General features: G+C 64.2%; 18 protein-coding genes and 1 pseudogene. 10 read left to right on the plus strand and 9 right to left on the minus strand.

The features are described 5' to 3' along the window. Positions 1-303: 303 nt before the first annotated feature. Both JDV75_RS05355 and JDV75_RS05360 read right to left on the minus strand, forming a co-directional pair. Positions 304-804 (minus strand): DUF4411 family protein, encoded by a 501-nt coding sequence (locus tag JDV75_RS05355; protein ID WP_198738191.1) that lies wholly within the window; start codon positions 802-804, stop codon positions 304-306. After that, entirely contained in the window at positions 804-1949 is a 1146-nt protein-coding gene (locus tag JDV75_RS05360; protein ID WP_198738192.1) for an ImmA/IrrE family metallo-endopeptidase, read from the minus strand. The genes JDV75_RS05355 and JDV75_RS05360 overlap by 1 nt, the downstream gene beginning before the upstream one ends. A 588-nt stretch (positions 1950-2537) precedes the next feature. On the opposite strand from JDV75_RS05360, the gene JDV75_RS05365 reads away from it, so the two are divergent. Together JDV75_RS05365 and JDV75_RS05370 are read left to right on the plus strand one after the other, a co-directional pair. Then, positions 2538-2747 (plus strand): hypothetical protein, encoded by a 210-nt coding sequence (locus JDV75_RS05365; RefSeq protein WP_198738193.1) that lies wholly within the window; start codon positions 2538-2540, stop codon positions 2745-2747. A gap of 528 nt (positions 2748-3275) precedes the next feature. Next, positions 3276-3746 carry a rhodanese-like domain-containing protein gene (locus JDV75_RS05370; RefSeq protein WP_198738194.1) on the plus strand — a complete coding sequence of 157 codons (471 nt, stop codon included), beginning with the start codon at positions 3276-3278 and terminating at the stop codon, positions 3744-3746. A gap of 23 nt (positions 3747-3769) precedes the next feature. Here JDV75_RS05370 and JDV75_RS05375 read toward each other — a convergent pair whose 3' ends face one another. Next, complete coding sequence (locus tag JDV75_RS05375; RefSeq protein ID WP_198738195.1) at positions 3770-6091, minus strand: Tex family protein; 2322 nt, start codon at positions 6089-6091, stop codon at positions 3770-3772. A gap of 99 nt (positions 6092-6190) precedes the next feature. On the opposite strand from JDV75_RS05375, the gene JDV75_RS05380 reads away from it, so the two are divergent. Both JDV75_RS05380 and JDV75_RS05385 read left to right on the plus strand, forming a co-directional pair. After that, positions 6191-6547 carry a GntR family transcriptional regulator gene (locus JDV75_RS05380; RefSeq protein ID WP_198738196.1) on the plus strand — a complete coding sequence of 119 codons (357 nt, stop codon included), beginning with the start codon at positions 6191-6193 and terminating at the stop codon, positions 6545-6547. Between the two features lie 19 nt (positions 6548-6566). Beyond that, on the plus strand, positions 6567-7526 hold the full coding sequence (locus tag JDV75_RS05385) for an SdpI family protein (protein WP_198738197.1): 960 nt from the start codon (positions 6567-6569) through the stop codon (positions 7524-7526). Here the strand turns inward: JDV75_RS05385 and trmD are convergent. After that, the gene (gene trmD / locus JDV75_RS05390; RefSeq protein WP_198738467.1) at positions 7523-8761 is read right to left on the minus strand and encodes a tRNA (guanosine(37)-N1)-methyltransferase TrmD; all 1239 of its coding nucleotides are present in this window, start codon (positions 8759-8761) and stop codon (positions 7523-7525) included. The two genes, JDV75_RS05385 and trmD, sit on opposite strands and share 4 nt — an antisense overlap. A gap of 5 nt (positions 8762-8766) precedes the next feature. Next, positions 8767-9279, minus strand: a complete 513-nt coding sequence (gene rimM / locus JDV75_RS05395; RefSeq protein ID WP_198738198.1) for a ribosome maturation factor RimM — start codon at positions 9277-9279, stop codon at positions 8767-8769. A gap of 111 nt (positions 9280-9390) precedes the next feature. Here rimM and JDV75_RS05400 point away from each other — a divergent pair, with 111 nt between their 5' ends. Beyond that, positions 9391-10221 carry a class I SAM-dependent methyltransferase gene (locus JDV75_RS05400; RefSeq protein ID WP_198738199.1) on the plus strand — a complete coding sequence of 277 codons (831 nt, stop codon included), beginning with the start codon at positions 9391-9393 and terminating at the stop codon, positions 10219-10221. 7 nt (positions 10222-10228) lie between these two features. Further along, positions 10229-10630, plus strand: coding sequence for a cupin domain-containing protein (locus JDV75_RS05405; RefSeq protein WP_198738200.1), 402 nt, complete (start codon positions 10229-10231; stop codon positions 10628-10630). Between the two features lie 54 nt (positions 10631-10684). Here JDV75_RS05405 and JDV75_RS05410 read toward each other — a convergent pair whose 3' ends face one another. Continuing rightward, positions 10685-12304 (minus strand): ABC-F family ATP-binding cassette domain-containing protein, encoded by a 1620-nt coding sequence (locus JDV75_RS05410; protein WP_198738201.1) that lies wholly within the window; start codon positions 12302-12304, stop codon positions 10685-10687. A 226-nt stretch (positions 12305-12530) separates the two neighbouring features. Between JDV75_RS05410 and JDV75_RS05415 the strand changes: the two genes are divergently transcribed. Beyond that, positions 12531-14462, plus strand: a complete 1932-nt coding sequence (locus JDV75_RS05415) for an NHL repeat-containing protein (RefSeq protein WP_198738202.1) — start codon at positions 12531-12533, stop codon at positions 14460-14462. Between the two features lie 167 nt (positions 14463-14629). On the opposite strand, the pseudogene JDV75_RS05420 reads toward JDV75_RS05415, so the two are convergent. Beyond that, positions 14630-16327: pseudogene (locus tag JDV75_RS05420) on the minus strand (ATP-binding cassette domain-containing protein); the annotation flags it as partial. A 255-nt stretch (positions 16328-16582) separates the two neighbouring features. Here JDV75_RS05420 and JDV75_RS05425 point away from each other — a divergent pair. Further along, positions 16583-18061: a peptide MFS transporter gene (locus JDV75_RS05425; protein WP_232958177.1), complete on the plus strand. Its 1479-nt coding sequence runs from the start codon at positions 16583-16585 to the stop codon at positions 18059-18061. Positions 18062-18260: 199 nt separating this feature from the next. Continuing rightward, positions 18261-18383, plus strand: coding sequence for a hypothetical protein (locus JDV75_RS12100; RefSeq protein WP_255520502.1), 123 nt, complete (start codon positions 18261-18263; stop codon positions 18381-18383). Positions 18384-18725: 342 nt separating this feature from the next. Here the strand turns inward: JDV75_RS12100 and rpsP are convergent, their stop codons facing one another. After that, positions 18726-19211 (minus strand): 30S ribosomal protein S16, encoded by a 486-nt coding sequence (gene rpsP, locus JDV75_RS05430; RefSeq protein WP_198736192.1) that lies wholly within the window; start codon positions 19209-19211, stop codon positions 18726-18728. 366 nt (positions 19212-19577) lie between these two features. Between rpsP and JDV75_RS05435 the strand changes: the two genes are divergently transcribed. After that, positions 19578-19799 (plus strand): helix-turn-helix domain-containing protein, encoded by a 222-nt coding sequence (locus tag JDV75_RS05435; protein ID WP_198738204.1) that lies wholly within the window; start codon positions 19578-19580, stop codon positions 19797-19799. Between the two features lie 19 nt (positions 19800-19818). Here JDV75_RS05435 and ffh read toward each other — a convergent pair whose 3' ends face one another. Continuing rightward, on the minus strand, positions 19819-21483 hold the full coding sequence (gene ffh / locus JDV75_RS05440) for a signal recognition particle protein (RefSeq protein WP_198738205.1): 1665 nt from the start codon (positions 21481-21483) through the stop codon (positions 19819-19821). Positions 21484-21528 lie beyond the last annotated feature (45 nt).

The raw sequence follows: 21528 nt of genomic DNA on the forward strand, positions 1-21528 counted from the left end.
CTAAACATCACTTTCGCCTCTATGCCGTTCACTGAAAGATCGTCAAGTCGGCTAGACAAGGGCCTCCTCCGCCAGTACATGCGGCCTGCCGGAGGCTTCCTGAGATCTAATCCTACCGACCGTTTATGGGAGTCGTATGAAATTGGGACGATCTGACATCGGAGGGTGAACTACCCAAAATCCGCACTCATCCCCTTCGACCCGCCGAAGGCGATGGCCGAATATCGCGAACTGAAGTAGGGGCGAGCAAGGTATGGTCCCCGAACCCCACCTTGTAATGATGGGATTATTCCCCATTTCAGACTAGAATCTTATGTTCTCTCTTCGCATAAGCTCGAGCATAGAAACGCAATTAATGCCCTGTGATTGAGCAGCGTCAGGAATCTTCACTCTCTTTTGTTTGTGAGGGGATGAAGTCTCGTTGGTCAAGATTGTCAGGAAGTGTTCTTTGGCGTGGGCAACTAGCCAAGCGTCGGCTTTGGAGTAATCTGCAAATTCTCGAAGTGCCTCGTCTAGATAGCGCGGGTTATTCTTAGCGCGAGCCCATTCCACCACACTGCCATACCCTGAAAGTGTCACATCGGTGATTTTGAGAATGTCATCTTGAGGGAAGTGATCGATGACCCATTGACTGGCCAAATCCCCAGCGGGCCTAATCTCATCGAAAACTGATTGACACAGCAACAATCTACCAGACGATTGCAGTGACTCGAGCAGTCCCCAATACCCGGGAAAGACATCTGGAGGATAGGTGTGAGACCCTGTAATGATGACGTTGGTGTCCAGTAAGTAGCGCGAACTCACTAACCCATCACCGGCCTAAAGTCCAGCACTGTCTCGATAGTGCTAACTTTCCTATATCCCGTAAGGCGCGCAGCATCGCGATATGTCAGAGCGCCTCGACCATAGGCCTCCGAAAGCGCAGCGATAAAATTACTGCCCAAACGAGCACGAGCCATCACATCGGGACGAGGACCCCCCTTAGGCTTTTCGCCAATTCTCGGTTGCACCAAATTCTTCCACTGGTAAATCAGAGCCCCTGCAGCCTTAGGTGCTAAAAGATTGAGTGTCACCATCCTCCATGCAATTGCCTCGACACTCGGGCCAAGTTGGCGGGATTTGGCCCCTAGATACTCTATGTCAATGGGGTTCACGAACTTACTATCTGCCAGAGATTCTTTAGGCAACAGAAATGCTGCAGCGAATTTGTTGCACCACTGTTCAATTCTGTTGTGCTCTTCATCGGAACTGACCCCCTGCTTCCCAAGCAATACATGGCCTAGTTCATGGGCGAGACTAAAAAGATTTGCGGTGGCAGCATCAGCCGTGTTTACAAAGATAAGCGCGTATCCATCTTCGATAAGCGTAAAGCCTCGAAATTCATCACGATCTAGACGAGAGTGAGTATTACTCCCAACGGTAGAGCTCTTCATTACCACAATTCCGCAATCTTCAATTTGCTCCGCCAAGAGATTTACAAACGTTTTACCATTAGTGGAGGTGCCGGGACTCCATCCGACAATTTCTCGTGTACGGTGAGCAACGGTTTCAGGGGATTGATTAAGGTTCGCGGTATTGAGAAGCTCTGGGCATCGCCCTCCGTAGACAGCAGCATTTTCTGCGTACCACGTCAAGTTCCTCTGGCTCTGGAAGATCTGCTCTTCGAGTTCCTTACTTGTTTCCCCCAGGCGCGTATTCTTCTCTGTACGAAAATCAGGCAGATCAGGAGTCACCTCTACAGGCACCGGAAGAAGCAAATAGCCAAAGGGGATCCCAGCCTTCTTAGCGAGGCTTCTAGCCTGTTTGAGCGTCGGTTGTTTCTTGCGTTCCATCCAGTCGTGAACATGTTTGAAATCTGCCTGAGTAGCGAGTTCGGTGGTCGTTTTTCCGGTTCGAGTAATGGCCCACTGCAGCACTTCTTGACTGATGGGCACACGCACAGGGGTCATCTCTACCTCCTAACCATCTAACTGCTCGTATTCTTCTAACTCTTAGCTTCCGTCCGCCATGCATGAGAGATTCAAATAATGGGGAGTCAAGAGTCGTACATGCTCGATGGTGTGAATACTACCGAACCGCTCTCAACCCACCCTTGGGTACCTCATGCAACAAACCCCGAACTTGCCACACATCGGCACCGGAAACCACCCAGCCCACGCTCCCGGGTGTGCTGTACGGGTGGGGTTACATCTGATCTGGACTGCCCGTCGGGCGGGCCAAGGAGGATGCTGCTGTGTCTAACCCCTACTCGAGCGAGTCTCTGTGACGACGTCGTGCGCGTGGCGAGGAACCGCGAGCCCGGAGTGACGATCGAGCAGATCACGAAAGACTTCGGTGTTCACCCGATGACGCTGCGGAAGTAGATGCGCCGTGCCGACATCGACGAGGGCACCAAGCCCCGACAGGCTCGGACCGAAGCAACCGGACTCCGCGAAGCCCGCAAGCGGATCCGACTGCTCGATCAGGACAACGAAGTTTAATGTCGGGCGGCGGCGTATTTGTTACAGGCGAACCTGCTTGGAAAAGATTCCCGGCTCGTGACTGTGCTCGCCACTGCAGGGATCCCTGCGACGGTGGGGTATCGGCTCGTCGCCGACGAGGCCCGCGACAACGGTGAGGCGATGTCGGACCATGCCGCGTGGCCTGTCGTGTCCAGCAGTGGCTGGTTCAGCCCGTTGGAGGAGCCCAGGCGGAGCACTAGGCCTGCAGGCCCGGTCCACCAGTGCACGACGACCTCTGTGCCGTAGGCAGTGAGTATCGTCCGGACCAGGTGTGTGTTCGCCGCGGACACACCGAACGAGCTGTGGTTGAACGACATCACCGAGCACAAGACCACCGGAGCGAGCTCTACTTCTGCACGATCAAGGGAGGTCTACCCGGGTCGAATCGTGGTGCACTCAAATTGACTCGAGGATGAAGCCGCGGCTGGCTGTCCAGAGGCTCGAGAACGCCATCGTGTGATATAGGTGTGGGCTGAGAAAGGTCGAGCGGGAACAACACCGCTATGAAATCGTTCTTCGTGCTACTGCAATACAACGCCCTTCAACCGCTGCGCCTGAATCACCTACGAGCAGTTGCGGACCGCGGGTGGTGACCTGGATCGAGTGTGCTCACCACCGCCAACGCCGTCAGGCCCGCCTGGGCCGATTGTCGCCTATCGGGTTTGAGACGGTCATGAGCACGATCGTCATACTGGCGATGTGACTACAACCTGCCACCTACCCGTGCAGCAGTCCCGACCCCGTTTCCCGAGCACATGGGGCATGATCGGATGCATGAAGAAGATGATGTGCGTTCTCGTCCTCGGCTCGACACTGCTGGCGTCGTGCGCCGGAGGGAGCGATGCCCCGGAGAACGACGCCGCCACTACGGTGACGTCGACCGGATCGGCGGGCGCATCGACGTCGGCCACCCGGGTCCCGGAGTTCGACGGCGGGCACGTCTCCCCCGCCGAGTTCGCGGCGGCAGTTGATTCCGGTGCGACGGTCCTCGATGTGCGGACCCCGGAGGAGTACCGCGAGGGACACATCCCGGGGGCCCTGCTTCTCGACGTCAACGCCGACGATTTCGATGCGCTGGCCGGGCATCTGAACGAGGACACCGACTACGCCGTCTACTGCCGCAGCGGATCCCGGTCCCGCGAGGCGATCGAGCGCCTGCGGGATGCCGGGGTCCGGCGGACCGTCGGGCTGGAGGGCGGGGTGAAGGCGTGGCCGGGTGACGTGATCCCGGGCGAGCCGAGCTAGCCGGCGAACCGACCCGGGGCGTCTCAGTTCCCGAAGCCGGCCTTCTTCAGGGCGTCCGCGAGTGATCCACCGGGGGCGGGCCTGCCGCCGGCGTTGCCGCGGGCGCCCTGTCCCCCGCCGCGTCCCTTCCGGCCGCCACGGTTGCCACTATTCCGGTTGCCGCCGCCCGCGCTGCCGCGCTGCGGTTTCGGTGCGGGGGCACCTGGCTCGTCGTCGAGCCGCAGGGAGAGCCCGATGCGTTTGCGGTCCACGTCGACCTCCATGACCTTGACCTTCACGACCTGTCCGGAGCGGACGACTGTGTGCGGGTCCTCGACGAACTTCGTGGACATGGCGGAGACGTGAACTAGTCCGTCCTGGTGGACGCCGACGTCGACGAATGCGCCGAAGGCGGCGACGTTGGTGACGGTGCCCTCGAGGATCATGCCCGGGGTCAGGTCGGAGATCTTCTCCACGCCCTCCTTGAATGTCGCGGTGGTGAACTCGGGCCGGGGGTCGCGGCCCGGTTTGTCGAGTTCGGCGATGATGTCGGTGACGGTGGGCAGTCCGAACTTGTCGTCGGTGAAGTCGGCCGGGTTCAGGGACCCGAGGACCCGGGAGTTGCCGATGAGGTCGGCGACGCCGAGGCCGGTCGCTTTCGCGATGCGGCGGACGACGGGGTAGGCCTCGGGGTGGACGGCGGAGGCGTCGAGGGGGTCCTCGCCGCCGGTGATACGGAGGAAGCCGGCGCACTGCTGGAAGGCCTTGGGGCCGAGCCTGGGAACGTCCTTGAGTGTGCGGCGGGAGGGGAATCGTCCGTGCTCGTCGCGCCAGCCGACGATGTTGTCGGCCAGCGTGGAGCTGATTCCGGCGACGCGGGTGAGCAGCGGCGCGGAGGCGGTGTTGAGGTCCACGCCGACGGCGTTGACGGCGTCCTCGACGACTCCGTCGAGGGTGCGGGCGAGCTGCGTCTGGTTGACGTCGTGCTGGTACTGGCCGACACCGATCGATTTGGGGTCGATCTTGACGAGCTCGGCGAGCGGGTCCTGGAGCCTGCGGGCGATGGACACCGCGCCACGCAGTGAGACGTCCATGTCGGGGAACTCGGCGGCGGCGAGGCTACTCGCGGAGTAGACGGAGGCGCCTGATTCACTGACGACGACGGTGGTGGGCTTGCGGCCACCGGCTTTGGCCAGGAGGTCCGCGACCTGGTGGGAGAGTTTCTCGGTCTCCCGGCTGGCGGTCCCGTTGCCGACGGCGATGAGTTCGACGCCGTGGGTGGCGCACAGGTCGGCGAGTTCGCGGACGGCACTGTCCCACCGGTTCTGCGGCTGGTGCGGGTGGATGATGGTGGTGGCCAGTACCTTTCCGGTGGGGTCCACGACGGCGGTCTTCACGCCGTTGCGGTAGCCGGGGTCGAGGCCGAGGGTGGCGCGTTGGCCGGCGGGCGCGGCGAGCAGGACGTCGCGGAGGTTGGTGGCGAAGACGTCGAGGGCGCCGGCTTCGGCGTGTTCCTTGAGGCGCATGCGGACGTCGAGTCCGGAGGAGACGTAGAGCTTGGTGCGCCAGCCCCAGCGGACGGCGTCGGCGAGCCAGGTGGAGGCGGTGACGTCGAGGTCGAATCGGTCGGCGATGAGCCCCTGGTAGAACTCGTCGTCGCCGGCGTCGAGGTCGAGGTGAAGCACGCCCTCCTTCTCCCCGCGCAGCAGGGCGAGGATCCGGTGGCTGGGCAGCCGGGTGAAGGGCTCGGAGAACTCGAAGTAGTCCTTGAACTTCGCGCCCTCCTGTTCCCTGCCCTCGACGACGGTGGCGGACATGCGCCCGCGGCGGTACATCTCCTCGCGGACTTCGCCGACGAGGTCGGCGTCGGTGGCGAACTGGTCGATGAGGATGGCGCGCGCCCCGTCGAGCACCTTCTTCGTGTCCTCGAAGCCCTCGCAGATGTATCCGGCGGCGGCTTTCTCGGCGTCGGTGTCCTGTTCGGTGGTGAGCGTGTCGACGAGGGGTTCGAGGCCGGCTTCCCGGGCGGTGTCCGCCTTGGTCTTCCGGCGCTTCTTGAACGGCAGGTAGAGGTCCTCAAGGCGGGCCTTTGATTCGCAGGCGGCGATGAGCGCCCGGAGGTCGTCAGTGAGTTTCCCCTGTTCCTCGATGGCTGCGAGGATGGTGGCTTTGCGATCCTCGAGCTCGCGCAGGTAGCCGAGTCGCTCCTCCAGTTGCCGGAGCTGGGTGTCGTCCAGGCCGCCGGTGGCCTCCTTCCGGTAGCGGGCGATGAAGGGGACGGTGTTGCCTTCGTCGAGTAGGGCGACGGTGGCCCGGACGTGGGCCTCCGGGACTCCGAGTTCACGGGCGATGGTGGAGATGATCATTCGCCTCAGTCTAGTGGCCGGTGCCGGGCCCCTTGACACCCCGTCGTATAGTGCTAGTTTGATTAGCACTATCAGTTCTTTACCTTTCGGGAGGTCCCCGTGCTGATCACCCTCGACACCTCATCACCGGCACCCGTCTACACTCAGCTCGTCGCGGCACTGACCCGGTCGATCACCGACGGGGAGACACCCGCGGGCGCGAGGCTGCCGTCGGCGGGGGAGCTCGCCGAGGCACTCGATCTCAACCGGAACACGGTGCTGCGCGCCTACCGCCAGCTCCGCGACCGGGGCCTGGTGGAGCTACGCCGGGGAAAGGGCGCCACGGTGCTCCGACCGCCCGAGCGAACCACCGCCGTGGAGAACGCCCTGGACGCCCTCGCCCGCCTCGCCCGGGAGTCGGGTGTCTCCCTCGACCAGCTCACCGCGTCCCTCGCCGCGCGCGGCGTCACCGGATGACCCAGAACGGAGCCCAGCCATGAATCCCGCGACCCGCTTCCGGATCCTCGCCCTCGGGGTACCGCTGCTCATCGCCGCCACCCTCACCGTGATCGCCGCCGTCATGTTGCAGGGACACCGGGGCGAACTGGCGACGCACTTCGCCCTCGACGGAACCCCCGACGGCTTCATGTCCCCCACCGCGTTCCTCCTGGTGGTAGGCGTTACGACCATCGGAACCGCGGCACTGATGGGTGTGCTGGCCGGAACCCGCCAGCGGTTTCTCGCCGGCTGCGCGGGATTCGCCGCGACCTTCCTGGGCGCACTGGAGATCCGGACCGTCCACGTCAATCTCGCGGCCCCCTCACCGCAGGATGTCCGGCTGCCCGCGATCGAGGTCCTGCTGTTCCTGGTGCTGTCTGTGGCGGTCGGGGCGCTGCTGGCTCGGGCGGCGACGCCCGTGCCGAAGGAATCCGACGGGGAGCGGGTCGCCGCGGTGGTGCCGGTCTCCGGGTCCCGGCGCGCCGTGTGGTTCGGCCACGCGACCGCCCGCCCGTGGCTGATCGCCCTGACGGTGGGCATCGGCACCGTGTTCACCGTCATCGGCCTGCTGATCCCGGACGACACCGGTGGCGCGGACCGGGTGATGATCGGCTCGGGCGTCGTTCTCGTCGTCGTCGGACTGATGTTCACCCGGGTCCGGGTGCGCGTCGACAACCGTGGTCTGACCTGGTCGCTGTGGCCGGGACTCATTCGTTCCACGATCCCCCACGAGAAGATCACCGGGGTCCGTGCGATTGACCTCGACCCCCGCGAATGGGGCGGCTGGGGCTGGCGCCTGAGCGTACGCGGTACCGCCCTCGTCCTGCGCGGTGGGCCGGCGATCGTGCTCTCCCGCCGGAACGCTACCGATTTCGCCGTCACCGTCGATGACGCCGACACCGGAGCGGGGCTCATCCAGGGATATCTCGACGCTCTCCGGGATGAGAAGGAGAGTTAGGGTCTCCAGGCGCAGGCGGCGCCCGAGCCGGGTTCGGTGTATCCCTCCTCGGAGGTGCCGTACCAGTAGGTGTCCTCCGGTAGTTGGGCGACGACGGCCTTCGTGACGGCCCGGAGATCGAGGGCCGAGACCCCGTTGACGATCACGCGGTGCAGCACCTCGGAGGTCGGTGCGTGACCCTCGGCCTGCATGAACTGGGCGACGAGCATGTTCTCCGGCTCGCAGGACAGCGAGATCTCCTCGGCGTGCACGGTGGCCTCCAGGTAGCCGGCGCGCTCGAGACCCCGGCCCAGCTTCCGCGAGATCTTCCGCCACTCCCCCGGTGTGATCAGCAGATTCAGGTCGGTGGACACAGGTCGCGGTGCGGCGTCCGCGAGGATCTTCTCGTCGTCGATGTTCAGGGCGTTCTCCAGTCGTAGTTTCTCGATGAGTTCGGGCCGTCGTGCAGCGGTACGGAGCAGCGACCGCTCTCGTCGCCAGGCGTCGATGTGGGCGTGGTTGCCGCCGATCAGCACCTCGGGAACCTCGAGTCCGCGCCACTCGCGGGGTTTCGTGTAACTCGGGCCCTCGAGCAGCCCGTCGGAGAAGCTGTCGTCCACATGGCTCTCGGCGTTGCCGAGGACCCCGGGGATCAGCCGGACGATGGCCTCCGCCATGACGAGGACCGCCACCTCGCCACCGATGAGCACGTAGTCACCGATGGATACCTCGCGCACCCGGTAGCGGTGGGCGGCGTCATCGACCACCCGTTGGTCTATGCCCTCGTACCTGCCGCAGGCGAAGACGATGTGGTCCTCGTGGGACCAGGCGCGAGCCATCTCCTGGGTGAAGGGCACACCGGCCGGGGTCGGGACGATGAGCAGCGGGGCGGTGCCGTCCTCCCCGTCGCGGACGTCACGCCGGGTGTCGTAGCCGGTGAAGTCCGCGCCCGACAGGTCGTCGTGCCGGGGGCGGTCGACGTGGGGCTGGGCGGAGTCGAGTCTGTCGGCGACCGCGGCGGGGCCGGTTCCGGCCGCGATGTCGTCGAGTGCCGGACCCCACACAGTGGGTTTCATCACCATTCCGGGGCCGCCGCCGTAGGGCGGGCCGTCGACGGAGCGGTGCACGTCCGTGGCCCAGTCGCGCAGATCGTGGACGCCGACGGAGAGGATGCCCTGCTCGATGGCCTTGCCCAGCAGGGCGTGCCGCAGGGAATCGAGATACGCGGGGAAGATCGTCGCGACGTCGATGCGCAGCCCGCTCACAGGTCCAGCAGCCCTTCCGGCGGAGTGATCGTGGCGGTCCCCGCCCCGAGGTCGACGTCGGGGACGATGGCGTGGACGAAGGGGATGAGCACGTCCTTGCCCGTGTCCAGGCGGACCTCGAGCGTCTCCCCGGCGGGGCCGTGCAGGACGCCGGTGACCTCGCCGATCTCCTCACCGTCCTGCACGATGCGCAGGCCCTCGAGCTCGTGGTCGTAGAAGCCCTCCTCACCGGGCTCCGATTCGCGGGGAGCCCCGAAGAACCGGGTGCCGCGCAGCGAGTCGGCGGCGTTCCGGTCGGCGATCTCCGCGAACTTGATCAGCAGCCGGTTCTGGTGACCGCGCACCGAATCAATGGTCAGGCGGTGCTCACGTCCACCCTGGCGACCGGTGAGCACCTCGCCGACTACGAAGCGTGCCTCCGGTTCATCGGTGGTCACCTCCACCGAGACCTCGCCCCTGATTCCGTGGGACTTCACCACACGTCCGACCAACAGCTCCACATTCTCCATGGCCGATTATCCTAACCGACCCGGAACAGGCACCCGAACATTCGGGAAGACGGACGAAGTTTGATTAGGCTTGCTTGTGTACGAACTTTCCTTCGTTGTCAGGAGAACACCATGTCCCAGAAGCCGGCCGAGAAGCCGCAGAACACCAGCACCCCCCTTCCCGCGAGCGACCGGGAGGCAGGCAAGGCCCCCGGGCACTGGCTGCTGGCCAGGGTCGGGAAGAAGGTCCTGCGCCCCGGTGGACGGGAGACGACGGAGTGGGTGATCAACCACCTGCCCGTCGAGGGCCACGCTGTCGTGGAGTTCGCCCCGGGCCTCGGGGTGACGGCCGCGGAGCTGCTCGCCCGGAAACCGTCCAGCTACGTCGGCGTCGACGCGGACGCGGACGCCTGCGCGATCACCGGTTCCAAGCTCCCGCAGAATAACCCCAACTTCCGGATGCAGCTCGGTTCCGCGAAGGAGACAAACCTCGAGGCCGGTTCTGCCGATGTCGTCATCGGGGAGGCGATGCTGACGATGCAGACCGACAAGCACAAGCTGGAGATCATGCGGGAGGCGCACCGGATCCTGCGCCCCGGCGGCCGGTACGGCATCCACGAGCTCGGTCTGCACCCGGACAACCTGGATCCGGTGATCAAGAACCGCATCCAGAAGGATCTGGCCCGCGCCATCAAGGTCAACGCCCGTCCCCTGACAACGGCGGAGTGGACCGAGCTGGCGGAGGAGGCCGGCTTCCGCGTCGTGGACGTCTACCACGCACCGATGGCACTGCTCGAGCCGAAGCGTATGGTCGCTGACGAGGGCCTCCCCCGGACCCTGAAGATCATCTTCAACGTGCTCCGGCAGCCCGAGATCCGTAAGCGGGTGATGACGATGCGCCGCACGTTCACCACCTACGCCGACAACCTGAACGCCATCGGTATGGTGCTCGAGAGGAAGTGACAGGAACATGGAGATCCCGGTCAACCAGCCGGACACCTTCGGTGAACCGGAGCGTGAGTCAACCGGAACCATGACGGTGCTGGACCTCGTCGAAGAGGCCGCGGACGCCAATCCGGACCGCAGTGTCCCGGCCGTGAAACGGGTCCTGGAGGGCAACGGGGCGAACATCATCACCTTCAGCTTCGCCCCAGGTCAGCGGCTCAACGACCACAAGGCCGCCCACCCCATCACCGTGCAGTGCCTCACGGGGACACTCGACTTCACCTGCGGCGAGGAGACGGTACGGATGACACCCGGGACCGTCCTGCACCTTGATGACCACGTCGTGCACCGCGTCGACTGCCCCGCCGACGCCACCGAGGAACGCAGCATCCTCCTGCTCCACATGCTCACCGGCGAACGGCACTGATCCACCACCACGACGGGAGCGTCCCCACCTGAGCCCCGGTGTCCGCGCCGGGGCTCAGTGCTGTTCCCGGACCTGTCCGCCGGTCACCTCGAGTACCCGGGTCGCCCGGAACGTGTCCCGCATCCTGCGGTCGTGGGTCACGAGCAGGACGGTACCGGGGAAACTCTCGACCGCCTGCTCCAACTGTTCGATGGCCGGGAGGTCGAGGTGGTTGCTCGGCTCGTCGAGCACGAGGAGGTTGGTTCCGCGCACCTGCAGCAGTGCGAGGGCGGCGCGGGTCCGCTCCCCCGGCGAAAGCGAGTCGCAGGCACGGTGGACATGGTCACCGGTGAGACCGAACTTCGCGAGCAGGGTCCGCAGCTCCGCGGTCCCGAGATCAGGTTCCTCCGCACCGAACACGTCGACGAGTGGTTCGGTACCGCGGAACACCTCGCGTGCCTGGTCGATGCGCCCGAGGCGGACACCGGACCCGAGTGCGGACGGATCGGTGAGCAGCCCGAGCAGCGTGGATTTACCCGAACCGTTGGCACCGGTGATCAGGATCCTGTCCCCGTAGGTGACCTGGAGATCGACGGGGCCGAGCCGGAAATCACCGAGATCGACCACGGCACCGTTCAACGTCGACACGACGTTCCCGGAGCGGGGTGCCGCCGCGATGTCCATCTGCAGCACCCACTCCTTCCGCGGCTCCTCCACCTCCTCGAGCCGGTCGAGGGCACGTTCGGACTGGGCGATCTTCCCCGCCTGCTTCTCACTGCGTTGCCCGGCCCGGTGCCTGATGTGCTTGTCGTTGTCGGTGGATTTCCGGATCGCGTTCTTCGTCCCCTTGTCCAACCAGGTCTTCTGGGCCTGGACCCGGTCCTTCAGTGCTCCGACCTTGTCGGCGTACTCCTCGTATTCCTCGCGGGCCCGCTCCCGCGCCCGCTCACGTTCCACGAGAAAGGCCTCCCAACCACCGTTGTAGACGGTGATCTGACGCTGCGCCGAGTCCAGTTCCACCACGCCGGTCACGGTGCGGGCGAGGAACTCGCGGTCGTGGCTGACGATCATCATGGGCCGATGATCGGCCAGAACAAACGCTTCTAGGATCTCCAGCCCTTCAAGGTCAAGATCATTAGTTGGCTCATCCAAAAGCAATACGTCATGACTCGACAGCAAAATGACAGCAAGATTGACACGAGCGGCCTGTCCACCGGACAACGCACTCATCGGCAGTGCCTCATCCACCGTCAGCCCCAGTCGCGCGGCAACGTGAGCATAGCGCTCTTCAAAGTCCGCGCCGCCGAGCGCCAACCAGGTGTTCAGCGCATCGCCATAAGCGTCACACACGGTGTCGTCCCCCGCCGCCATCGCGCCCGCATATCGTTCCATGTCATGTTGTGCGGCAGCCACCCCAGTCTGACGCGCGATGAACTCGCTGACGCTTTCCACACGGCGTTGAATCTCCTGATGGAGGAACCCCACTGTCATATCGTGCGGTGAGCGCCGTATCGTACCGCGTATCTCCGCGGCACCGGGTACCCCCGCCAACGCCGAGAGAACAGTGGATTTTCCCGCGCCATTCGGTCCAGTCAAACCCCAACGATGCCCCGAATCTATCACCAGATTTAGACCATCAAATAAGGTGCGCGCCCCATAGCGGGCACTCAACGAGGTGATCGTGATCGTACTCATGCCGCGATAGTACCCGCAGCACCCTCGGTATTTTCAATGCCCCATAATGCAGAATTAGCACAGTTGCTTTGTAATGCCTGACACATTACATAGCTTTTTCGGAATAAAACCTTTCCCCCACCGGCCATGTGATTATAGGATAGCCTCACCTTAGGCGTGGCATGTATCTGTTATTTCCTTACGCGCTTATGGTTCCCCCATTCAATAAACCCATATGGAGACTTCCATGGCTTTGCCTTCTCGTTCCACCCGCACCGGTCGGCACGCTCTCGCAGCGCTTGCATCGACGACCCTTATCTTCGCGATCGTCCCTGCGGTAGCACCCACCGCCTACGCCCAAACCACGAACAACGACGCAGCAAGCGACACCGCCGCGGCACCGACCGCAGCGGTCACGAGTTCGTACACCTACGTGACGAGCTTCGGCCGGATTGATGCCGGTTACTTCGTCACGGTCACCGGACTTACCCCCGGAGTGCCTCTCACCGCAACCGTTGACGGCAAGCCCGTTAGTTTTTGGTTTGAAGGGGACGAACTGAAGCCGACCAGGACCATCGACTCCGCCGAGAGCGCTTCTGTGGAAATCACCGGCAAGGCCGGCGAGATCTTCGGTGGTATCGAGCACGCCATCGCAATCACCGACGGCACACACACGGCTACGACCACCGCAATGCTCGACCCGCTGTTTAATCTCGGCAGCCCCGATGCCCCTACTTTGGCAAACACCGCTATCGGCACCACGAACTTACAAGTCAAGGTGCAGAACCTCGCCGCGGGCAGCAAGATCACCGCAGTCGGTGTCGATGGCGCCAACTGGCTTACCCCCAACGCCACATACGTCACCGATTCGGCGGGTAATCTCACCATCCCCGACGTACACATCCCCAACGATCCATCGCTGATCAATAAGACCGTCAAGGTGTCTTATCTCGCCCCCGGCGAAACCACGCCCCGTGAGTACGACACTGACGAGGAGATCCAACCGCCGTCACCGGTACTCAACCCCGACACCAACGAGATCGTGTCCACCGTATTGGGTCGTGGTCTCTATCAGAGCGCCTACGCACCGACGATGAACAAGCTTTTTGTCACCCGCGCATCCCGCGATAGCGACAATGCGGGCACCATCTACGTCATTAACCCCGACACGCTTGCGGTGGAAAAGAGCTTCGATACTATCGACCGCAACGGAAAGAAGAACACCACCGAATCACAGCCGCACGGCATTGCTATCGATGAGGTGCACAACAATATCTGGGTGAGCAACAGCCACGGCGACTCCGTGAGTATCTACGATGCCACCACGGGTGCACTCAAGCACATCAGCGCTCCGGGGGAGGTCAATCACCCGCGTAGCTTCGCCATCGACACCGCCGCCAACCGCGTGTACGTGTCCGAGCCGCTCCAGCACGACCAGGAGAGCATCTCCGTTTTCGATGCAACGACCTTCGCCAAGCTCGAGTCCCTGCCGACACCGGGTTACGCCGGCACGATGCAGTTCGTCTTGGATCCGGCGACGCATAGCCTCTACACCAACAACTGGAAGGGGACGAGCGCCGCACGGATCAACACGGAAACCGGAAAGATGGACATCTTCACGCTGCCGGGTGATGGTGAATCACGACGGGGTTATTCAGCTCTTGACCTGAAGCGCAACCGTCTCTACGTTGCCAGCCAGTTCCCGTCCGCTGTGTACGCGATCGATCTGAACACCGGGGCCGTTGTCAATAGCGTCGAGGTCGGTGGGCAAACCCTCGGTGTCGCATATGACCCGTCTATCGACACGATCGGTGTGGTCAGCCGGACATCGGGTACGTTCACCACCATCAACCCCGACACCTTCGCCATCGGATCAAACCAGGCCGTAGGTGCTTTGGCTAACGATGTCTCCACCGATGGTGCAGGGCACTTCTTTGTCACCACCGCCCCCAGCCGTGCCGAACTCCAGGGCGGCGACACGCTGCTGCGTGTCAGCCCGAAGAAGACTCAGGATAACGGCAGCACCCCCGGCTCGACATCGAGCAGCGCCGGACTCCTTGGTGTCTTTGCCGCTATCGCAGCTCTCTTGGGCAGCCTGGCGTGGATCTTCCATTACCCCGCACAGCAGTTGCTGGGTGCTATCCACCTTCCGCAGCTCCCCCAGCTCCCCCGTTTCTAATCCTCGGGTCCGAGTTATAGCAGCGCCACGCTGGGCCCTGACGGGTCGTCCAACGCGGCGCTGCTTGAACCTTGAAGCACAAAAGACGTAAGCAACAATAAACCCCAGGACGCTCATGCGTACCTGGGGTTTATTGTGTGCACCGGATAACCGGCATCACTGACTGACTATTCAGCAGCGGTTTCCTCAGCAGCGGCAGCCTCTTCAGCAGCGTTCTCGGCCTTGATCTCGTCAGCGGCGGCCTTCTTGGCGGCCTCCTCCTTCTCGGCGCGGGATTTGCGCTTCTTCTCCGTGACGGCCTCGACGGAGGGGCCCTCGTTGGCCTCGGCGAGCGCGGCGTTGAACAGGTCCAGCTTGCTGGGCTTCGGCTCGGCGACGCGCAGGATGCCCCTGGGCCCCTGCAGGCCCTTGAACTTCTGCCAGTCGCCGGTCAGGTTGGTTCCGCGCACCTGCAGCAGTGCGAGGGCGGCGCGGGTCCGCTCCCCCGGCGAAAGCGAGTCGCAGGCACGGTGGACATGGTCACCGGTGAGACCGAACTTCGCGAGCAGGGTCCGCAGCTCCGCGGTCCCGAGATCAGGTTCCTCCGCACCGAACACGTCGACGAGTGGTTCGGTACCGCGGAACACCTCGCGTGCCTGGTCGATGCGCCCGAGGCGGACACCGGACCCGAGTGCGGACGGATCGGTGAGCAGCCCGAGCAGCGTGGATTTACCCGAACCGTTGGCACCGGTGATCAGGATCCTGTCCCCGTAGGTGACCTGGAGATCGACGGGGCCGAGCCGGAAATCACCGAGATCGACCACGGCACCGTTCAACGTCGACACGACGTTCCCGGAGCGGGGTGCCGCCGCGATGTCCATCTGCAGCACCCACTCCTTCCGCGGCTCCTCCACCTCCTCGAGCCGGTCGAGGGCACGTTCGGACTGGGCGATCTTCCCCGCCTGCTTCTCACTGCGTTGCCCGGCCCGGTGCCTGATGTGCTTGTCGTTGTCGGTGGATTTCCGGATCGCGTTCTTCGTCCCCTTGTCCAACCAGGTCTTCTGGGCCTGGACCCGGTCCTTCAGTGCTCCGACCTTGTCGGCGTACTCCTCGTATTCCTCGCGGGCCCGCTCCCGCGCCCGCTCACGTTCCACGAGAAAGGCCTCCCAACCACCGTTGTAGACGGTGATCTGACGCTGCGCCGAGTCCAGTTCCACCACGCCGGTCACGGTGCGGGCGAGGAACTCGCGGTCGTGGCTGACGATCATCATGGGCCGATGATCGGCCAGAACAAACGCTTCTAGGATCTCCAGCCCTTCAAGGTCAAGATCATTCGTCGGCTCATCGAGCAGCAGGATGTCGTGTCCGGCGAGCAGGATCACGGCCAGATTGGCGCGTGCCGCCTGACCTCCGGAAAGCGCCGTCACGGGAAGATCCGGGGCGACGTCGAGCCCGAGGCGCGCGGCGACGCGCTCGTAGCGTTCGTCGAAGTCAGCTCCCCCGAGATCGAGCCATTCCTGGAGCGCAGCGCTGTAGGCGTCCCCGGTGGCGTCGTCCCCCGTGGACAGCACCTAGGCGAGGGCGTCCATCCGTTCCAGGCCGCCGGTTACACCGGTGTGCCGGGCGATGAAGGCGCGGACGCTCTCCTCCCCGCGCTCCACCTCCTGTTCGAGCAGGCCGACGGTCGCGTCGGGCGGTGAGAGCAGGCGCTCACCGGTGATCTCCGCTCCGGCAGCCCTTCCGGCACAGATCGCGAGGAGCATTGATTTCCCGGCGCCGTTCGGGCCCGTCAGCTCCCACCGCTGTCCGTCCGCGACCACCAGGTCGAGATGCTCGAAGAGGGGACGCGCGCCGTGGGCCGCGCAGAGATCGCTGAGGGTGAGGGTGGTTCATGCGGCCAGCGTACAGCCGACCCCACCGGACCACTGAAAGCGGCGGCCGATCCTCCCGGCGGCGGCATCGGCGGGGACCCCGGCTGTGCTCCGGCCGCTGTCAGGTGTCCGGGCCCACCGTCCAGCACCGTAGAGGATCGCGGATCCGGGCGGGGATCTTCCCGGCAGCTCCACATGTCGGGGAAGTAAGCGGTGACACAGCAGGGGGCACCTCGTGAGGGGAACAACGTAAGGCACATAATGGGGAACATGACTAGCTCACAGCAGGTCGGCGAACCGGCCAGAGAGAAGACCTTCTTCGGTCAGCCCTGGGGGCTGGCCAACCTCTTCGGGGTGGAGATGTGGGAGCGCTTCAGCTTCTACGGCATGCAGGCCATCCTCGTGTACTACATGTACTTCTCCGCTTCCGAGGGTGGACTCGGAATGGACAAGGCCCAGGCCACGTCCATCATCGGTGCGTACGGCGGGCTCGTGTACATGGCCTCCCTCGCCGCGGCCCTGGTCGCCGACCGCTTCCTCGGCTCCGAGCGCACGCTCTTCTGGTCAGCTGTGCTGGTCATGCTGGGACACATCTCGCTCTCCGTGCTCCCCGGCGTCGCCGGTCTCGCCATCGGCCTCATAGCCATCGCACTCGGATCCGGTGGCATCAAGACCAACGCGTCCGTGGTGCTCGGACAGCTCTACTCGCGTACCGACTCGCGGCGTGACGCCGGTTTCTCGATCTTCTACCTCGGCATCAATATCGGCGCTCTCGCCGGCCCGATCCTCACCGGCTGGCTGCGGGTGTCCAACGGGTTCCACTGGGGCTTCGGCCTCGCCGCGGTGGGCATGGCCATCGGGCTCACCCAATACATCCTGATGCGGAAGACAACCATCGGCGCAGCCGGGCACGAGGTCCCGAACCCGCTGCCCAAACGCCAGTACCCGCTGTGGTTCGGCAGCGTCATCGCGATCGTCGTGGTCTGCGTACTGCTCATCGGCACCGGCACGGTCAAGGTCCAGTGGCTGTCCGACATCGTCACGGTCGTGGCGCTCATCTCGGCGGTCGTGCTCTGGTGCCAGATGTACTTCTCTCCGCTGACCACCGCCACCGAGAAGTCCCGCCTCATCGGTTTCATCCCGATCTTCATCTCAGGATCGCTGTTCTTCGGCGTCTTCCAGCAGCAGTTCACCGTCATCGCGATCTTCGCTGAGACCCGCCTCGACCGGAACGTCCTCGGTGTCGAACTCGCCCCCGAGTTCGTGCAGTCGATCAACCCGACCTTCATCATCCTGTTCTCCGTCGTCTTCGCCACACTGTGGACGAAGCTGGGTGACCGCCAGTGGTCGAGCCCCGTGAAGTTCGGCGTCGCGAACGTCATCATCGGCGTCTCACTGTTCTTCTTCCTGCCGTTCGTCGGGGGTGAGGAGAACTCCACGCCGGTCTATGCCATCGTCTGGATCCTGTTCCTGTTCACCATGGCGGAGCTCCTCCTGTCGCCCATCGGCAACTCGCTCGCCACCAAGCTCGCGCCCGAGGCCTACCCGTCACGGATGTTCGCCGTCTGGATGATGGCCATCGCGACCGGTACCGCACTGGCGGGCAGCCTCGCCGGCCACTACCACCCGGAGGACCCCTCCTCCGAGCGCACCTTCTTCCTCGTCATCGGTGTCGGCTCGGTCATCCTCGGTGTCCTGCTGATCGCGGCGAAGAAGTGGATCATGGCGAAGTTCGTCGACGTCCGCTAGAGCCCACGCCGCTGCGGCGGTCCTGATGGACTGTGCCCCGGTACCTCGGTGAGAAGGTACCGGGGCACAGTCATGCCGCCTGCTGCACCCCATGCACTCCGGGCACCCACGGAGTCGGGGGCCGGACACGACGTCTCTTCCACGCAGAAGCTCTCTAGTGCAAGATACTGGGCAGTGAGACCACGGTGAGAGGATGATCATGGGAAACAAGGCATGGGGTCACGGAAATCGTAAGGGCCTCAAGAAGGGGCGCATCCAGGGTGCTGCGAGCGGACTGGTGCTCGGAGCACTAATCACCGTGGTTCTCCTGGTACTTCTCTAGGCCCGGAGAAGCTTCGAGAGCCAGCTCGAACGGCCGGAGGCTACGACTCCGCCGGAACTATTTCTGCACCTGTGGACGGCTCCGAAGGCCTGAGCGGGTCAAGGCTCCGCACGTATCGTCACCCGGCAGGGCAAGACCGGACAGTCCCCTGCACAGTGAATCGGGTGGTATCTGGTCGCTGCACCTCAGGATTCCCCACGCCGAATGTGCGGCGCCGGGCCGCGTATCTCCCCGGCGGGCATGCCCGGGACACGAAAAAGCCCGCCGCGACCGAAAATCGGTGGCGGCGGGCTTTTACCGGGACTCCGCCGGAACGGCGGAACGGGGAGAGCCTGAGCGGAATTACTCCGCTGCAGCTTCCTCGGCCTTCTCCTCGGCCTCGTCCTCGGCCTTGACCTCGTCGGCGGCGGCCTTCTTGGCAGCCTCCTCCTTCTCGGCGCGGGACTTACGCTTCTTCTCCGTGATGGCCTCGGCGGAGGGGCCCTCGTTGGCCTCGGCGAGCGCGGCGTTGAACAGGTCCAGCTTGCTGGGCTTCGGCTCGGCGACGCGCAGAGTGCCCTCGGCACCCGGCAGGCCCTTGAACTTCTGCCAGTCGCCGGTCACCTTGAGCAGTGCGAGAACCGGCTCGGTCGGCTGAGCGCCGACGGAGAGCCAGTGCTGTGCCCGCTCGGAGTCGATCTTGATGACGGAGGGATCGGACTTCGGCTCGTAGATGCCGATGTTCTCGATGACCTTGCCGGAACGGCGGGTGCGGGCGTCGGCGACGACGATGCGGTAGTGCGGGGTACGGATCTTACCGAGACGCTGCAGCTTGATCTTGACGGCCATGTGAGGCTCCTTCTTGTTGTTCGGTCACCGGGCAGTACAGACACCCGCCGGATCGGCGGGCCGGTTCAACCCTTGGATTTAACCTGCGCGTGACCACCGGCCGACCGGGGTCGGGGACGGTGTTACGCAGGAAAGTCTCGTGCTCGTTGCCGTGGACGGCCGGTGAAATACCAGGTAGACTGGGAAGTTCGCCGAGTCGCTCCGGGAAAACCGGGATGCGGTTCACCGATGGCTCAGTGACGGGATTCCGCCGCTTCGACAACCTGGAAAATTGTACCAGCTGTCCGGGGAAGGATCCAACGATCCCGGCCCGGGCCGAGCGCGTCTCCCCGGTGTCCACCCGAATATCTGGCAGGGTTGGGTGGCATGAACACCAGTGAACGTACGGCCCGGGCACTCCTCCGGGTCCAGCGGGCGAGTATCGAGGAGGTCGAGGCCGTCGAGCGACTGCGGCAGTCCGTCAGCCGTGCGGTGAGATCCGGCGCATCCTGGGCACAGATCGCCACGCATCTCGGGGTGACCGAACGCGCCGCGAGACGCCGCTTCGGTTCCCCACCCGCACCGGAGGACCAGACCACCCTGTTCTGATTCCCGGTGGGCCGGTGCGCTACTTCTTCCCGCCCTGCCCGAAGTCCAGGTTGTCGAGGTCGATGTTCTCCATCCCCTTGGGCATCTTCGGCATTCCAGGGAGTTTACCCAGCCCGCCGAGCCCGGGTAGCTTCCCACCGCCGCCCATCTGCTCCTGCAGCGCCTGCAGCTCCTCCATACTCGGCATGCCTGCGCCACCCATCCCGGGCATGCCCGGCATGCCACCGGGCATACCGCCCGGCATCTGCGGCTGCGAGGGTCCCTTCTTCGGGGGCTTGCGCTTGCCGTTCTTCTTCCTGCGGCCCTTGGGCTTCTTCTTCGTCGCTTTCCGGCTCATGCCGGGCATACCGAACTGGCCGGCCATCTGCCCCATCATCTTCTTCGCTTCGAAAAAGCGCTCGACGAGCTGATTCACGTCGGACACGGTGACACCGGAACCAGCGGCAATGCGCTTACGTCGGGAGGCGTTGAGGATCTTCGGGTTGGCCCGCTCCGCGGGCGTCATGCCCCGGATGATGGCCTGAATACGGTCGAGCTGCTTCTCGTCGACCATGTCGGCCATCTCGTTCATCTGCTTGCCGCCGGGCAGCATCTTCAGCAGGTTGCCGATGGGGCCCATCCGGCGGATCATCAGCATCTGGTCGAGGAAGTCCTCCAGGGTGAGTTCCCCGGAGCCAAGCTTCGCGGCCGTGGCCTCCGCCTTGGAGTGGTCGAGCATCGACTCGGCTTGCTCGATGAGGGTGAGCATGTCGCCCATACCGAGGATCCGGCTGGCCATACGCTCGGGGTGGAAGACGTCGAAGTCCTCGAGCTTCTCGCCCGTGGAGGCGAACATGATGGGCTTGCCGGTGACCTCACGAATCGACAGTGCGGCACCACCGCGGGCGTCGCCGTCGAGCTTGGTGAGCACGACACCGGTGAAGTCGACACCATCGCGGAATGCTTCGGCGGTCTGAACGGCGTCCTGACCGATCATGGCGTCGATGACGAAAAGAACCTCGTCCGGATCGACGGCATCACGAATGTTGCGGGCCTGCGTCATCAGGGTCTCGTCGATGCCGAGGCGACCGGCGGTATCGACGATGACGACGTCGTGCTGCTTCGCGCGGGCTTCCTCGATACCGCGGCGGGCGACGTCAACGGGATCACCGTGGGAGGTGCCCATCTCGTGATCGGAGGAATCTACGGTAGTACCGGGGTCAGGGGCGAAACAGGGCACGCCGGCGCGCTCGGCGACGATCTGCAGCTGCTGGACGGCGCCCGGGCGCTGGAGGTCGCAGGCGACGAGCATCGGCGTGTGCCCCTGCTTGCCGAGATGATGCGCGAGCTTACCGGCGAGGGTGGTCTTACCGGCGCCCTGCAGACCGGCGAGCATGATCACGGTCGGCGGGGTCTTCGCCAGCTGGAGCCGACGGGTCTCCCCGCCGAGGATGCCGACGAGTTCCTCGTTGACGATCTTGATGACCTGCTGCGCCGGGTTGAGGGCCTCGGAGACCTCCGCACCGGCGGCGCGTTCCTTGATACGCTTGACGAAGCCGCGGACGACGGGCAGGGAGACGTCGGCCTCGAGGAGGGCGAGCCGGATCTCGCGCGCGGTGGCGGCGATGTCGGCTTCACTCAGCTTGCCCTTGCCCCGTAGCCCCTTGAGGGCTCCGGTCAACCGGTCAGACAGAGACTCAAACACGTTCCACTCCCTTATTGGGCGGCTCGACAACACTGGTAGTTTCAC

It is taken from the genome of Corynebacterium meridianum, from assembly GCF_016342265.1.
Classification (GTDB): Bacteria; Actinomycetota; Actinomycetes; order Mycobacteriales; family Mycobacteriaceae; genus Corynebacterium; species Corynebacterium meridianum.